The 15,325-nt window shown below is 67.2% G+C and carries 14 protein-coding genes; 6 read left to right on the forward strand and 8 right to left on the reverse strand.

The annotated features are described in order from the left end of the window. Window positions 1–23 precede the first annotated feature (23 nt). Window positions 24–1,514, reverse strand: a complete 1,491-nt coding sequence (locus HOV91_RS02780) for an aldehyde dehydrogenase family protein (RefSeq protein ID WP_174183871.1) — start codon at window positions 1,512–1,514, stop codon at window positions 24–26. A 335-nt stretch (window positions 1,515–1,849) separates the two neighbouring features. Between HOV91_RS02780 and HOV91_RS02785 the strand changes: the two genes are divergently transcribed. From HOV91_RS02785 to HOV91_RS02810, 6 genes are all read left to right on the forward strand, one after another. After that, complete coding sequence (locus tag HOV91_RS02785; RefSeq protein ID WP_174183826.1) at window positions 1,850–3,010, forward strand: phosphotransferase family protein; 1,161 nt, start codon at window positions 1,850–1,852, stop codon at window positions 3,008–3,010. A gap of 212 nt (window positions 3,011–3,222) precedes the next feature. Continuing rightward, a complete protein-coding gene (locus HOV91_RS02790) occupies window positions 3,223–4,443 on the forward strand; it encodes a CaiB/BaiF CoA transferase family protein (RefSeq protein WP_174183827.1) in 1,221 nt (406 codons plus the stop codon). A 40-nt stretch (window positions 4,444–4,483) separates the two neighbouring features. Then, the gene (locus HOV91_RS02795; protein ID WP_174183828.1) at window positions 4,484–4,630 is read left to right on the forward strand and encodes a DUF1059 domain-containing protein; all 147 of its coding nucleotides are present in this window, start codon (window positions 4,484–4,486) and stop codon (window positions 4,628–4,630) included. A 91-nt stretch (window positions 4,631–4,721) separates the two neighbouring features. Further along, the gene (locus tag HOV91_RS02800) at window positions 4,722–6,020 is read left to right on the forward strand and encodes an amidohydrolase family protein (RefSeq protein ID WP_174183829.1); all 1,299 of its coding nucleotides are present in this window, start codon (window positions 4,722–4,724) and stop codon (window positions 6,018–6,020) included. 79 nt (window positions 6,021–6,099) lie between these two features. Next, a complete protein-coding gene (locus HOV91_RS02805) occupies window positions 6,100–7,620 on the forward strand; it encodes a class I adenylate-forming enzyme family protein (RefSeq protein WP_174183830.1) in 1,521 nt (506 codons plus the stop codon). Continuing rightward, window positions 7,617–7,919 carry a hypothetical protein gene (locus HOV91_RS02810; protein WP_174183831.1) on the forward strand — a complete coding sequence of 101 codons (303 nt, stop codon included), beginning with the start codon at window positions 7,617–7,619 and terminating at the stop codon, window positions 7,917–7,919. Before HOV91_RS02805 ends, HOV91_RS02810 begins: the two co-directional genes overlap by 4 nt. Window positions 7,920–8,054: 135 nt before the next feature. Here HOV91_RS02810 and HOV91_RS02815 read toward each other — a convergent pair whose 3' ends face one another. From HOV91_RS02815 to HOV91_RS02845, 7 genes are all read right to left on the reverse strand, one after another. After that, window positions 8,055–8,672, reverse strand: coding sequence for a cysteine hydrolase family protein (locus tag HOV91_RS02815; protein ID WP_174183832.1), 618 nt, complete (start codon window positions 8,670–8,672; stop codon window positions 8,055–8,057). Between the two features lie 37 nt (window positions 8,673–8,709). Further along, window positions 8,710–9,723: an aromatic ring-hydroxylating oxygenase subunit alpha gene (locus tag HOV91_RS02820; protein ID WP_174183833.1), complete on the reverse strand. Its 1,014-nt coding sequence runs from the start codon at window positions 9,721–9,723 to the stop codon at window positions 8,710–8,712. Between the two features lie 67 nt (window positions 9,724–9,790). After that, entirely contained in the window at window positions 9,791–10,939 is a 1,149-nt protein-coding gene (locus HOV91_RS02825; RefSeq protein WP_174183834.1) for a thiolase family protein, read from the reverse strand. Window positions 10,940–10,956: 17 nt separating this feature from the next. After that, a complete protein-coding gene (locus tag HOV91_RS02830) occupies window positions 10,957–11,373 on the reverse strand; it encodes a Zn-ribbon domain-containing OB-fold protein (RefSeq protein WP_174183835.1) in 417 nt (138 codons plus the stop codon). A 49-nt stretch (window positions 11,374–11,422) separates the two neighbouring features. Next, the gene (locus tag HOV91_RS02835) at window positions 11,423–12,331 is read right to left on the reverse strand and encodes an alpha/beta hydrolase (protein ID WP_174183836.1); all 909 of its coding nucleotides are present in this window, start codon (window positions 12,329–12,331) and stop codon (window positions 11,423–11,425) included. Next, window positions 12,328–13,986: a thiolase C-terminal domain-containing protein gene (locus HOV91_RS02840; RefSeq protein WP_312884443.1), complete on the reverse strand. Its 1,659-nt coding sequence runs from the start codon at window positions 13,984–13,986 to the stop codon at window positions 12,328–12,330. Before HOV91_RS02840 ends, HOV91_RS02835 begins: the two co-directional genes overlap by 4 nt. A gap of 129 nt (window positions 13,987–14,115) precedes the next feature. Beyond that, window positions 14,116–15,318 (reverse strand): acyl-CoA dehydrogenase family protein, encoded by a 1,203-nt coding sequence (locus HOV91_RS02845; RefSeq protein WP_174183837.1) that lies wholly within the window; start codon window positions 15,316–15,318, stop codon window positions 14,116–14,118. Window positions 15,319–15,325 lie beyond the last annotated feature (7 nt).

Genomic DNA, 15,325 nt, shown 5'->3' on the forward strand with positions numbered 1-15,325 from the left:
GGGTCGATCCGCCGGGTGAGCGCTCAGCTCTGCCGCGGCGTCCGGGAGCCGATGGTCTTGGTCTCCAGGTACTGCTGAAATCCCTCGATGCCGCACTGGCGGCCGACCCCGCTGTTCTTGTAGCCCCCGAATGGCGCGTCGGCGCCGTAGAACATGCCGCCGTTGACGCCGACCGCACCGGTCCTGAGCCGGCGCGCGATATCCATGCCGCGCTGCGCGGATCGCGAGAGCACCGCGCCCGCCAAGCCGAAGGCGCTGTCGTTGGCGATGCGCACGGCCTCGTCATCGTCGGAGAAGGGAATGATCACCAACACCGGACCGAAGATCTCCTCCTGTGCGATCGCGAGTCCTGGATCTCCGGTCACGAACACCGTCGGCTCGACGAAATGACCGGCTGTCAGATGAGCGGGCAGCTTCTCCGGCGTTCCTCCGCCGGTGACCAGTCGCGCACCGTCACGTGTCGCCCGCGCGCACGCGTCGAGTACACGGGTGCGCTGTGCGGCGCTGATCACCGGACCGACCAGAGTCTCCGGCAGCGCCGGATCGCCCACAGGCACCGCCTGGAACGCCGCCCCGACCGCCGCGACCATGTCGTCGAACATCGAGCGGTGCACCAGCATCCTGCTGGTCGCGGCGCACGCCTGACCCGCGTGGACGCACACCCCGACCGCACTGCGCAGTGCGATCTCCGGCTTCGCGTCGTCGAGCACGATCAGCGCCGACTTGCCGCCGAGTTCGAGGAAGGTGCGCTTCATGGTGTCGGCGCCCTGGCGCATGAGCGTGCGCCCGACAGCGGTCGATCCGGTGAACGAGATGAGGTCGACCCTGGGATCGGTCGCCAGTAGCCCGGCCACGTCGTTGGACGGGGTGGTCACGACATTCACCACACCCGGCGGGAAGTCGGTGTGCTCGGCGATCAGCCGGCCGAGCCGGGTGGCGTTCCAGGGGGTATTCGGGTCCGGCTTGAGCACCACTGTGTTTCCCGCCGCCAGAGCGGGCCCCAGCTTGTTCAAGATGACCTCGACCGGGAAGTTCGACGGACAGATCGCGGCGACCACGCCCACCGGCTCCTGAAGCACGGTGCGCTTGTTGCGATCACCGAACAGACCGCCGCCCTCGAGCACGCGTTCCCAGGCGAACTCCTCGATCAGGCGGGCCGGGTAGCGCAACGCCTCGGCCAGCGGCCATTCCAGCTGCGCGTTCCGCGTGGTCATCACCGGGCAGCCGACCTCGGCGACGAGTTCGGTGCGCAACTGCTCCTTCTCCGCCTCCAGCGCATGCTGGAGTTGCTCCAGGCAGCGGCGGCGCAGCGCCCGGTCGGTCGACCAACCGGTGTCGTCGAAGGCCCGCCGCGCCGCGGCGATCGCGCGCAGCATGTCCTGTTCGCCCGCCGCGGCGGTGGCGCCGAGCACGAGCCCTGTCGCCGGACTGCGGTTGTCGAATGCCGCGCCCGACTCCGCTCCCGTCAGCTCTCCGTCGATGAGCATCCGGAATTCGGCCTGCTCGGCAGCCATGCGCCCCAGCTCCGGGCTCAGGGCCACCCGCTCCCCGGCGACGTCGCTCACATTACCTCCCGATCACCATCCTGGATGTCCAACTGTAATTATTACCGTATAGCACTTCAAGGGACGTATCAATCAGGAAGTGGGAGACGCAGGACTTCAGCTCCGCCCCAGTGGCGTGAAACAACCGCGGCCCTCCGCTCGGCGATGCCCGCCGGAACCCACACCGGACGGGTTTCGACCGAAACCGAGCTGTCGGTAGGCATGGCGTGCCGCCATCGGGCGCCGAGAGGACAATGCGGCAGGACTCTCTCCTAACGCCAAGAATTCAAGATGGACGGTGACCAATGACCTCGCAATCAGTCGCGACCGCTCGCAGTCTCGGAATGGCAGGCAAGGAGGCGATTCGAGCCGCATTGGACCGCACCAACTCCTACGGCACCCGAATTCCGCTGCGCGTCCAGGACGCGACCGCACGTCGGCTCGCCGCGACACTCGGCCTGCCACCCGGCGCCATCACCTCGGTACGCGTACTCGATCACCACTCCGGCACCGCGGCGCGGGCCCGAATAGCCGTCGAATCCGAGGCGGACATCCCGGAGACCTTGTTCTTGAAGTTGCCGCCGCGCAACTATCTGCAACACGTGCTGATGAATATCTTCCGCCTCGGCACCCGCGAAATCGTCGCCTATCGCGCCTTGGGCGACACGCCCCCGATCCGCGTGCCGCGCTGTTATGCGGCCCAGGTCGACCCTCTGCGGCGGCGCAGCATCCTCGTGCTCGAGGATCTGTCGGCGACAGCGGAGTTCCGCACGGTCCGCGACTCGGTGAGCCAAGCGGAGGCGGAGGCCGTGATCGATGCCATGGCCGCCCTGCACAGCGCGCACTGGGGCACCGACCGTTTCACCGGTGACCTCGCGCCGCTGGCCGAGCGCTCCTCGGCGGACGTCCGTCTCGGCGACATCATCCGCCGCCGCTTCCTACGGCAGATCACGGGACATACGGCGCCCTTGATACCGGAGACGATGAAGCGGCAGTGCCGCATCTTCTTTCAGCGCAGCGCGGACATCGACGCCTTCTGGGCCGCGCAGCCCCAGACCCTGATCCACGGTGACCCCCATCTGGGCAACCTCTTCTTCGAGAGCGCGGGTCCCGGCTTCCTGGACTGGCAGATCGCGACGGCCGGAGCGGGCATCCGGGATGTCGCCTACTTCGCCACCGCGTCGGTCGAACCGGATCTGCTTCGCACGATCGAAAAGGACCTGGTCGAGCGCTATGCCGCCGGATTGGACGCCGCGGGCGTTCCCGTCGACGGTGATCGCCTGTGGACGCTGTATCGAGCGGGCATCACCGAGTTCTATCTCGCCGCCGTCTGCACCGCCGAAGCCGGCGCGCGCATGCAGCCGCTCGAGGTCTCCCGGGTCGGTGTCGAACGAGCAGTGGCGGGCGTGCAGGCACACGACAGCTTCGGAGTACTGGCCGCGCTCATCGATGGCAAGCGGGTCTGAGACTTCGACACCGGTCGACCAGGCCGTTCCCCGCTGGCGAGGCGGCGGCAGACCCGAGAAGACGCTGACATCTCGTACCGCCGCCCGCTCCCAGCAGGGCCGCTCACTCCCCAGGCGGCCGTCGCACCTGCACGACAGCGATCCTGGATGACTAACTGTAACCTTTACCGTATAGTTCGTCGCAACGGATCAATCGCGGGAAGGGAGCGCCGATGTCGGGTCTGCTCAGTGGCGTCAAGGTAGTCGAATTGGCATCGTGGACCTACGTGCCGAGCGCGGGCGCCGCGTTGGCCGACTGGGGCGCCGACGTGATCAAGATCGAGGACACCAAGGGCGGCGATCCGTGCCGCAACCTGGTCGTCGGCGGACTCGACGGGACCGGCACGCAGGTGCGGGCCAACTTCATGATGGAGCTCGGCAATCACGGCAAGCGCAGTATCGGGGTGGACATCAAGTCCGAGCAGGGCAGGCAGATTCTCCGCCGATTGATCGCGAACGCGGATGTCTTCCTGACCAACTGGCTTCCCGCACCGCTCGAGCGGGCCGGACTGTCGGTCGAGCGGATCCGCGAGTTCAATCCGAAGGTGATCATCGCCAGGGGCAGCGGTCACGGCAGCCGCGGCCCGGATAAGGATCGTGGCGGATTCGACGCCGCCAGCTACCTCGCCCGCGCCGGCGTCGCCTACGCGCTCACGCCCACCAATGCCGAGTTCCCGATGGCCCAGGGCCCGGCCTTCGGCGATCTCCAAGGGGGCATCACGCTGGCCGGTGGCATCACGGCGGCGCTGTTCCATCGCGAACGCACCGGTCACGCTCCCCTTGTCGACAGTTCGCTGCTGGCGCAGGGTATGTGGGCCGTCGCACCGGATATCGCGGCCGCCGACTACTACGGTATCGATCGCATCCCGGCCGGTGAAGCGGGCACCGCATTGAATCCCGCGGTCAACCGCTACAAGACCCGCGACAACCGCTGGGTTCAGCTGGTGCTTCTGCAGGCCGACCGCTACTGGCGCGGCTTCTGCGAGCGCATCGGCCGGCCGGACCTGGGTGTGGACGAACGATTCGTACCGCTGGTGAACCTGGTCGCCAACCAAGAAGCCGCGACGGCCGAATTGCGTAGGACCTTCGCCGAGCGCGATCTGGCCGACTGGCAGAAGGCCCTCGCCGACGAGCCGGGCGTCTGGGCCACCATCGCGAGTCCGCAGGAAGTTCTCGCCGATCCCCAGGTCGCGGCCAACGGCTATCTCATGACGGTGACCGACAGTGCCGGCAACGACTACCGGACCGTCGCGGCCCCGGTGCAATTCGATGAGACACCCGCACCGCCGAGCCGATCCCCCGAGTACGGCGAGCACACCGAGACCATCCTGCTCGAGCTCGGCATGGAATGGGAGGACATCATCGCGGCGAAGGAAAGCGGCGCGATCCTGTGACGCCGGGATGCGTGGACACCGCAGCGAAAGGAGCCGGGCGATGAAGCGGCACCTGAGTTGCCCGTGTGGAGAGTTCCTGGTCGGGACCGATGAGGACGACCTGGTCGACAAGGCTCGGCGGCACCTCGCCGAACAGCATCCCGACCACGACTACACCCGTGAGCAAATCCTGTTCATGGCCTACTGATCCGGCCGGAAGGCTCGCGCACAGACCATCCCGAGAGGGAGACCATGGTCTATATTGTAAGTCATACTGTATATAGCGTAGGAGTGTGCTCGTGGATAAGAACGACATGATCCTGATCAGCGTCGATGATCACATCATCGAGCCCCCGGACATGTTCAGAAACCATTTGCCCAAGAAGTACGTCGACGACGCGCCCCGGTTGGTGCGCACCGACGACGGCGCCGACGTGTGGACATTCCGGGAGACCGTCATTCCGAACGTGGCGCTCAATGCCGTGGCCGGACGGCCGAAGGAGGAGTACGGACTGGAACCCGAGGGTCTCGACGAGATCCGGCCGGGTTGCTTCGATGTCGACGAACGCATCAAGGACATGAACGCCGGTGGGATCCTGGCGTCGATGAATTTCCCTTCCTTTCCCGGTTTCGCGGGACGGCTCTTCGCGACCGAGGATCCGGAATTCTCGCTCGCCTTGGTGCAGGCGTACAACGACTGGCACATCGATGAATGGTGCGGCGCCTACCCGGGCCGTTTCATTCCGATGGCGCTGCCGGTGATCTGGGATGCCGAATTGTGCGCGGCCGAGGTACGCAGGGTCGCGGCCAAGGGCGTGCATTCGCTGACGTTCACCGAGAACCCGGCGGCGCTGGGATACCCGAGCTTCCACGACCCGTACTGGAATCCGCTGTGGAAGGCGCTGGTGGACACCGACACCGTGCTGAGCGTCCACATCGGATCGTCCGGGCGTCTGTCGATCCCCGCGGTCGACTCGCCGCCGGATGTGATGATCACCCTGCAACCGCTGAACATCGTGCAGGCCGCCGCGGACCTGCTCTGGTCGCGACCGGTCAAGGACTACCCGGACCTCAAGATCGCACTGTCCGAGGGCGGAACCGGATGGATTCCGTACTTCCTCGAGCGTGTGGACCGCACCTTCGAGATGCACTCGGCCTGGACGTTGCAGGACTTCGGCGGGAAGCGGCCCTCGGAGGTCTTCCGTGACCACTTCATGACCTGCTTCATCAGCGACCCGATCGGTGTACGGCTGCGGCACGAGATCGGCATCGACAACATCTCGTGGGAAATGGACTACCCGCACAGCGATTCCATGTGGCCCGACGCCCCCGAGGTGCTGGCCGGAGTGCTCGAACGCGAGCAGGTTCCCGATGACGAGATCGACAAGATGACGCATCTCAACGCGATGCGCTGGTACTCCTTCGACCCTTTCGAGCATGTACCGAGGGAGAAGGCCACCGTCGGCGCGCTGCGGGCCGCCGCGGCAGGCCACGACGTCAGCATCCAGGCGCGCAGTCACAGGTCCACGACCGCGGAGGCCAAACTCCAGTCCTTCCAGAGTCAGATCAAGGCGGCTACCGCGCACACCACCAGCTGACCGAACGAATCCGCGGCCACCCCGCCACCCCACACGGCGGGGTGGCCGCGTCCCTCTGTGAAACCGATGAGGTGATGCGTTGAGCATTTCGGTGATGCTCGAGATGATCGCGGCGAGCGATCCCGACCGGGTCGCCGTCGTATCCGATGGCACCCGGACGACGGCGGCGGAACTGGGCGTGCTGGCCGACCGCGCGGCTGGATTGATCGGCAGCTCCGGCGCCGAGCATGTCGCATATGTCGGCACCGGCGGCATCATGCTGCCGTTGCTGCTGTTCGGTTCCGCACGTGCCGGACGGGCGTTCACGCCGTTGAACTACCGCCTCAGCGCGACGGCGCTGCGCGAACTGATCGACCGGTTGCCCGCCCCGCTGGTCGTGGTCGACTCGGAATACGCCGAGATGGTCGCGGGCTCCGGCAAGCAGGTCATCGATTCCGCGTTGTTCTTCGCCACCGTCCGCAGCACCGGCGGGCACGACGCGGTCGTCGACGCTTCGCCCGACGACGTCGCGGTGCTGCTGTTCACCTCGGGTACGACCTCGCGTCCCAAAGCCGTCGAACTGACCCACGCGAACCTGACCAGCTACGTGATGGGCACCGTCGAGTTCGCCTCCGCCGAACCCGGGGACGCCGCGTTGGTCTGCTTGCCTCCCTATCACATCGCCGGTGTCGGCGCGGCGCTGTCGAATCTGTACGCCGGCCGCAAGACCGTGTACCTGAGGCAGTTCGACCCGGCCCGATGGGTCGAGTTGGTCCGCGGCGAGCAGATCACCAACGCCACTGTCGTTCCGACCATGCTCGACCGCATCGTCACGACTCTGCGCACCACACCCGGCATCGAGTTGCCGAGCCTGCGCACCCTCGCCTACGGCGGATCCAAGGCACCGCTCCCGCTGGTGCGCGCCGCACTCGAATTGCTGCCCGGCGTGGGCTTGGTCAATGCCTACGGCCTCACCGAGACCAGTTCGACCATCGCCGTGTCGACCCCCGAGGATCACCGGATCGCGCACGCCTCCGACGATCCGGCCGTCGCCAGACGGCTCGGTTCCGTCGGCCGGGCCGTGCCCGGCGTCGAGTTACAGATCCGCGACGCCGAAGGCGCCGTTCTCCCGCCGGGAGAAGTCGGCGAGTTGTACGTCCGGGGCCCGCAGGTGTCGGGTACCTATGCCGAGATCGGTTCTGTCTTGGATTCCGACGGATGGTTTCCGACGAAGGATCTCGCCGAGCTCGACGCCGACGGCTACCTGTTCATCGGCGGGCGCTCCGACGACACCATCATCCGCGGTGGCGAGAACATCGCGCCCGCCGAACTCGAGGATGTGCTCGTCGAACATCCCGACGTCCGGGAGGTCGCCGTAGTCGGCATACCCGACGAGGAGTGGGGCCAGATCATCGCGGCTGTCGTCGTGCCTGCCCCGGGTTCCGCGCCGGATCCCGAGCACTTGCGCGCGTACGTGCGCGAGAACCTTCGCGGTTCACGGACACCGGATCGCGTCGTCTTCCGCGACCAGCTGCCCACCACTCCCACGGGCAAGGTCCTGCGGCGCACCCTCGTCCAGGAAATCTCCCCAGTCCTATCCACCCCTCAGGAGTCATCGTGATCAAGAGCGGCACCCGGCTCGAGAGCCAGGTTTGCGAGACGCAGGTGATCGTCATCAAGTCCAGCGACGCAATAGACGGTCTGCGCTGCGGCGGCGCGCCCATGGTGCCGCTCGGCGAGAAGAAGGGCACCGGTGCCGTCATCGATCCGGAGTTCGCCGGCGGCACCACCGTGGGCAAACGTTACGTGCACGACACGGGCGCCGAAATTCTCGTCACCCGGTCCGGCAACGGCACCCTGGATGTGGACGCGGTACCGCTGGACCTCAAAGAAGCCAAACAGCTTCCATCCAGCGACTGACGATGCGAGCCGGGCCGCGGACTGTCCGCGGCCCGGCTCTGCGGTACGGCTCGAAGATACTCGGGCATGTGACTACTGACGGCGCTCCGGCCCTTGCGAAGAGGCGGGAGCGCCGTTGGTGATCGGTCACCGGGCTCAGCGCCAGGCGGCCAGCAGCTCTTCGGTCGTGGTGACGGTCGAGATCATCGATAAAGTGTTGTCGATGATCGCCTCGCCGTATTCCCTGGGGACGCCGGCGACGGCGTCACGCGGCACGACGACCTCGTAGGCGGCGTTGACCGCGTCCATCACCAGGTTGAGGATGGCCACGTTCAACGACACCCCGACGGCCACGATGGTGGACACACCGAGATTGCGCAGCACGGCGTCGAGATCGGTGCCTCCCATGGGCCCGAGCCCGTGCTGGCGGCCGAGCACCAAATCGTCGGCTTCGGGGCCGAATTCCGGTAGCAGCCTCGCCCCCTCGCTGCCCGGGGTCACCGCGACACCGCGGCGACCGAGGGCGAAGAGTTTGGCGTTGTGGTTGGACCCGAGGCCATCGGCGCGCCGCCAGACCAGACAGTGCACCACCCGCACCCCGGCGGCGCGGGCGGCCGGGAGCAACGCGCCGATATTGGGCAGAGCCGTGCGGCGCGCTTCCTCGGCCAGCACGGGCAAGCCCGCGGCGGGGCCGACCACCGCGCCCTGGCATTCCTGGGTGACGAGGGCGGTGTGCGCGGGCGCGACGAGATCGGCCAGCGGACGCGCGCTCACGCGTGCACCGCCCCGGCGGCGTGCTCGATGCGCACGCTCACGCCGAGACCGTCGTGGCGTCCGCCGGCGGCACGTCGTAGAACTGCGTGGCCCACTTGCGCAGCGACAGATAGGGTTTGGCGTCCTTCGGGGACAGCGGGGGCCGTTCGACGTACTTCTGGTAGCGCCAGATGCTCAGGTCCTCCCACACCGTGACCAGGAACTGCTTCTCGACGCGCTCGCGGACCTCGGGCGGCGGCACGTCGGAGTCGTCCCCGGGATTCTTCGGCCACCAGATCGAATAGAACAGGTCCGAGCACTCGTCGTCGACCGGTGTGGTGGCGAAGATCAGCCGGTGTTTGGACGATCCCTCGAAGGCGCTGATCGAGCCCCCGAGACCGAACATCTGCGCGTGTATCTTCAACGCCATCTTGTTCGGATCGTCACTGCGCGCGTCGGGCCAGCCGGTCAGGAAGTTCCAGGTGTGGTCGACCACGCTGTAGTCCAGCATCTGTGGTGTGACGGTGGCGCCGTGCACGTATTCGAAATGCAGACTGTCCGGGCCGTTCTCGAGCACCACCTGCGGGTGCACCGGCTCCCGCTCGGTCTTGCGCGAGAATTCGGGATAGGGCCGGTAGTAGTTCGCGGGATCGGACCCGAGTTCCGGGAACAGCCGCAGGATATCGGGCATCTCCCACTGCGGCGGTTTTCCCTCGGGCTGGTGCCACATGAACACGCAGCCGTTCTGCTCGTTCACCGGATACACCTGTAGCCGCAGACCGCGGTTCACCCGGTTCTCGCCGGGGATATTGCGGTTGGTGCCGTCCGGTCCCCACCGCCACCCGTGGAACGGGCATTCCACACAGTCGCCGACGACCTTGCCGCCGTGGCCGATGTGGGCGCCGAGATGGCGGCAATGGCCGGTCAGGATATGCAATTCGCCGGCCTCGTCACGGTAGGCGACCAGGTCTTCCCCGAAGTACCGCAGCGGCCGCGCCTCGCCGAGCGGGAACTCGGCCGACCAGCCGACCATGAACCAGCCGGTGACCTTCCAGGTGAACGGGACTTTCACGGAGCACCTCCAGGGCTGTGAAACCTATACTGTTGTCCATACTGTAGCGCATTTGGGCGCCCTTGGATCAGGTGGTGACGATCGTGGCCCCGGCAGTGCCGGGTGCGCCGTAGAGAAGAGCGAACCCCGCCTTGGGCTCGCCGGCGACCTGACGCTCCCCCGCGGCCCCGCGCAGTTGCAGCACCAATTCGTGGAGCTGACGCATCCCGGAAGCGCCGATCGGCTCGCCGTTGGCGATGAGGCCACCGTCGGTGTTCACCGGCATGGAGCCGGAGATCTCGGTGACGCCGTCGGCGATCAACCGTTCCTGTTCGCCGTCGGCACAGAATCCGGCCTCGGCCATGTGGATGACCTCGGCACCGGCATCGGTGTCCTGCAACTGGATGACATCGATGTCCGCGGGCGAGACACCCGCGGACTCGAATGCCGCGCGAGACGCGTAGACCGAGGGCGACACGTCCTCCTGCACCGGCGCGTACGTCGTGTTGACCTCGTACGCGCCGTACTTGCGCGTCCGCACCTCGACGGCCCGCACGTACACGGGCTTGCTCGTGTAGCGATGCGCGATGTCGGCACGGCACATGATCACCGCGGCGGCCCCCTCATCGGGCGCGCAGAACATGTAATGCGTCAGGGGGTGGTTGAGCATCGTCGCGCTGAGGATGTCCTCCTCGGAGACCGGCTTGCGGCGGAAGGCGTTCGGATTCAATCCGCCGTTGCGGTAGTTCTTGGCGGCCACCTTGGCCAGCGTTTCGACGGAGATGCCGTGATCGTGCAGGTAGCGATTGGCCTTCATCCCGAAGAACTGTGTGGTCAGGTACTGACCGTTCTCGCCGTACCACTTGGGCATTCCGACCAGGGTCGGGTCGACGGTGAACGCCCCGCGCGGATGCTTGTCCATGCCGATCGCGATGCCGATGTCGTACTTACCGAGCCGGATGGCGTCGGCGCACGCCTCGGTGGCGCTGGCCGACGTAGCGCACGCGTTGAACACATTGGTGAAGGGGATGCCGGTCAACCCCATCAGGCCCACAATCGCGTCAGGATTCGCGACCTCCCAGCTACCGCCGATGGCGAACTGGATGTCTCGCCATTCCAGCCCGGCGTCGGCGAGCGCGGCCCGGATCGCGTCGGCGCCCATCTGCATGGCGGTCTTGCCTTCGAAGCGGCCGAAGGGGTGCATACCCACGCCGATGATCGCTACGTCGTTGGTCATGTCAGAATCCCTGTCCCTCAGACTGGTTGAAAGGCGAAGGTCAGGACCTCGTTGCCTTCTTGGTCGGTGCCCAGCGGTACGGCCGTCAGCGCGACTTCCATCCCGAATGCCAGCTTCTGCGGGTCGTTCTCCGTGAGCCGGCCTTCGACGCGGATCACGTCGCCGAGCTGGACCAATCCGACGCCGAAGGGAACGAAGGTCTTCGGCGTCTCGTCCCCGAGATAGGGCGCGCCCGGCAGGAACCCTTGCGTCGTCCAGGCCACCAGCGTTCCGTTGCGCGGTAACGTGACCCGCTCGATCGACTGTCTACTGCAGCGCGGGCACAAGTCCTGGATCGGGAACACTGTCGCGCCGCACTCGCGACATGCCCCGCCGACGAGCTGGAAATCCTCCTCCGGCCAGGTGGAGATCTCGGGGGAAATCATTCTCTGCATCTAGGGTCCTCACGTTCGGATTTCAAGGGCTGAGGTGTCCGCACAGGTGTCACCGACTCGCTCCAGCCCGGTTCGATCGCAGCGCGCACTCTTCGACGAACGCCAGCAGTCCCAGGTGATAGGCCGCGGCACCGAAGCCGACGCTGATGTTGTGGCCGCTGCCGGCCTGCTGGTGCATGACGAAACGGGGTGTGGCGGTGAAGAACCCCTCGAGTTCGGCGAGCGCCGCTGGATCGCTTCGCCACACCCGCTCGTATTCGGCGTGGGTCAATCGCACGGGAACGCGCACTCGCGGGGCGAGCACCGGGAAATCCGTCGGCCAGTCCCGCACGACGGCGACCTCGTATCCCGGCGTGCCGACGGTGAGCGAACGGCCACCGAACACCTCCGGTGGATAGCCGTCGCGTGGACTCCAGAGCAGATCGCGGATCGCGCCCGCCTTGCGGGTATGCCGCATCTCCTCGATGATCCGGACGGCCTCGGGATGTTTGCGGACACCGGTACCCGCCAGCTCGAGGCCGAGCAGTTCGTCGCCGCGATCGTCGGCGGCCATTCGCGCCGCCAGATCGCAGCCCGCCGAATGCCCCACGAGGAACACCCCGGCCCCTCGCCCGCTCGCTCCCAGCAGCGCGTCGATCGTGGCGTAGCACGCATCGACTCGACGCTGCGGCGATGCGAAGACCTCGCCCCACGGTTCGGACGTGCCGTATCCCGGCCGGTCGAGGGCGAGCACGGTGAATCCCAGCCGGGCGCCGAGTCGCAACAGCGACAACCACGGCCTGCCGGGCACGTCGAAGTAGCGCGCGGAAGTCGCCCCTCCGTGCACCGCGACGAGCACGGCGCGCGGATCGTCCACCTCGGCGCACAGCGCCGACATCGGTATCCCCTCCACCTCGACCGAACGGGAGACGACGGTGTCGCCGCGCTCGCGCACGAGCCCGGCTCCCTCGGCGCTCATCGGTCCGCCCGCAAGAGCATGACGCCGCTGGGCGTCAGGCCGCCGCTGCTGACAACCGCGACACGGGCATCGGGAATCTGCCGCTCACCCGCCTGACCCCGCAGCTGCGCGATCGCCTCGTGGATCAGGCCCATGCCATGGGTGCGCCCGTGCGAGAGCTGGCCGCCGTGGGTGTTCAACGGCAGCAGGCCGTCGCGGGCGATGTTCTTGCCGCCCTGGAGGAAGTCCTTGGCCTCGCCGATGCCGCAGAAGCCCAGCGCCTCGATCCAGGACAGGCAGTTGAAGGTGAAGCCGTCGTAGAGTTCGGCGACGTCCACGTCGCCGGGACGCAGTGTCGTGCGGGTCCACAGATGCGCCGCCTGGCCGAGAACCTGGGGCTCGTGGGTGAGTGTGCTCTGATCCCATTCCAGCCGTTCGATGACCTGGGTTCCCACCGCCTCCACGAACACCGGCGGCTGCGCCAGGTCGGCCGCGGTCTCCCGCGCCGAGACGACCACGGCGATCGCGCCGTCGCACGGCACATCGCAGTCGTACAGGCCGAAAGGCGTGGTGACGGGACGCGCGGACAGGTAGTCGTCCATGGTCAGCGGGTCCCGGTAGATCGCGGACGGGTCGAGCGCCGCGTTCGCCCGCTGGTTCAGCGCGATCCAGCCCAGCGTCTCCCGATCCGTGCCGTAACGGTGGAAATGGCGTTGCGCGGTCTGCGCGAGCAGGTGCGCGGCCGAGATCGCCCCGAAGGGCGTGAGCCACGGATCGGTGATACCCCCGGACGGCGCAATCCTTCCGGCACGTACGTGTTCGGCGTACGTCGACTCCCACACCGTGCGGAAACACAACACGTGCCGAGCCAGTCCGCCCGCTACCGCCAGCATCGCGGCGATCACGGAACCCCCCGGACCGAAGGTTTCCGCGCCGCCGTTGTACCAGGTCGGGCGGATCCCCAGCGCGGATTCCACCGCCGTGACACCGCCCTCGGTGAACGGGCCGAGATTCCCCGAGCCGGGATAGGTGGACAGCCCGTCGATGTCCTCGAGGCGCAGTCCGGCGTCCTCGACGGCGGCGCGGCAGGCCTCCAGGGTCAGGGCCAGCGGATCGGCCATCAGCCGTCGCCCGATCCGCGACCTCCCGATACCGGTGATGGCGACTTTGTCCTCGAATTTCTCCGCTGTCGGCATGGGCCGGACGTGCTCGCGTATGGCGGACGGCTCGATCGGGTCCGCGGGAAGCGCGGCAGGCGGTGACGCCGGATCCGCGGGCCGGAACAGTGGTACCCACACCGCGCCGGCCTGGTGGAACACCACTTCCATGCGCAGGCCCAATTCGAGCTCGGCGGGGTCGCATTGCACCACGTTGGTGGTCAGCCGTACCCGCGAATCCTCTTCGAGCGCGACCTGCGCCACGACATACGGCGCGGGCAACCCGGGTAGCGCGAAACGGTGATTCACGGTGAAGCCGATCAGCGTGGCGAATCCCGAGACAGCGCGGATTTCCATGCGATCACCGCGGCAGTACCTGCACACCGGCTGCGGCGGATGGATGAGCGCGGTGCAGGACCGGCACTGCTGGATCCGCAGGCGACCGTCCGCGCCGGAGGCCCAATAGAATTCGGTCTCCGGCGTGATCGACGGCAGCGGCCGTTGCGTGCGTTCGGCCACGTGTACTCCTTTCGAGCCGATTCAGCGCGATTCGTGGATCCGCGCCGCTCGGCGGCTGTTGCCCGCACCCCGTCCAGCGCGACCAGTGCGGCTGTCGACCTCCCGGGATCGGGGGCACGGCCGCGCCGCTCAGCTCGCCTGAACCTTCGGCTTGGCCGGAAGCGAGTAGTTGGGCCGCCCGAGTCCGAGGACGTGCTGGGCGATCATGTTGCGGAACACCTCGAGCGTGCCGCCGTAGATGCCGCACAGCGGCGCCCAGCGGTAGATGTACTCCATCCCGCCGTTGTCGGCGGCGCCCTCGGTGTCCGCCGGTAGCACCGAAGCGGGCCCGAGGATGTCCATCAGATCGGGCGAGATGTCGCGCATGGTCTGGGCGATGGCGACCCGCCCGAACATGTGCGGGGCCGACAGCGACGCCTCCATCCGCGCGATGCTGCGACCCAGGCGATAGGCGACCGAACCGTCGTCCAGCAGCCTGCGCCCGTCGGGACCCTTGCGCGCCGCGATCGAGACCACCGCGTCGACCGAGGTCGCCATCATGGTGCCCTGATGGACCAGGATCGAGACATCCTGCAGGCCGTCCTCGGCCGCCCCGACCACACCGTGTTCCTCGTTGAGCGGGCCCATCAGCACCGCCCAGCCGCCGTTCACCTCACCGAGGCGGTATTTGTCGTCGACGCGGACGTCGCTGTAGTAGACGATGTTGGTGCGGTCGCCGTCGACGGTGCGGATGCCCTGGATCTCGATACCGGGACTGTCCAGCGGAACCAGGAACATGGTGAGGCTCTTGTGTTTCGACGCCTCGGGGTCGGTGTTGGTGATGAGGAAGACGTACTGGCAGTTGTGCGCGCCGGTGGTGAACATCTTCGAGCCGTTGATCACCCACTGATCGCCGTCGCGCACCGCGCGCGTCTTGCACATCGCGACGTCGGACCCGCCTTCGGGCTCGGTATATCCCAGGCACAGCCGGATCTCGCCGCGCTCGAGTCCGGGCAGAACCTCTTCCCGCAATTCCGGCGACCCGTGTTTGCGAACGGATTTGGCGACGATGGCGGTCGTGCCCCAGGTGACCCAGGGAATGTGGACCCGGCGCTTCTCCAGATCCCACAACCGCCGGCGCAGCCGGTTGAGACCGCCCTCCTCCTCGGAGTTCAGTTCCGCGGTCAGCCACCCTTCCGCACCGAGGGCCAGGTGCACGGCCTCGTCGAAATTGTCCCCGGTCTCGCGGTCGCGGCGGCGGACGTCGTCGGTGACGTGGGTTTCGAGAAATTTCCGCGCCTGATCCAGGAATTCCTGGTCGTCGGCGGCGAGTTCGACTCGGGAGAAATCCATGATGTGC

This window comes from Nocardia barduliensis (genome assembly GCF_013315795.1).
Lineage (GTDB): Bacteria > Actinomycetota > Actinomycetes > Mycobacteriales > Mycobacteriaceae > Nocardia > Nocardia barduliensis.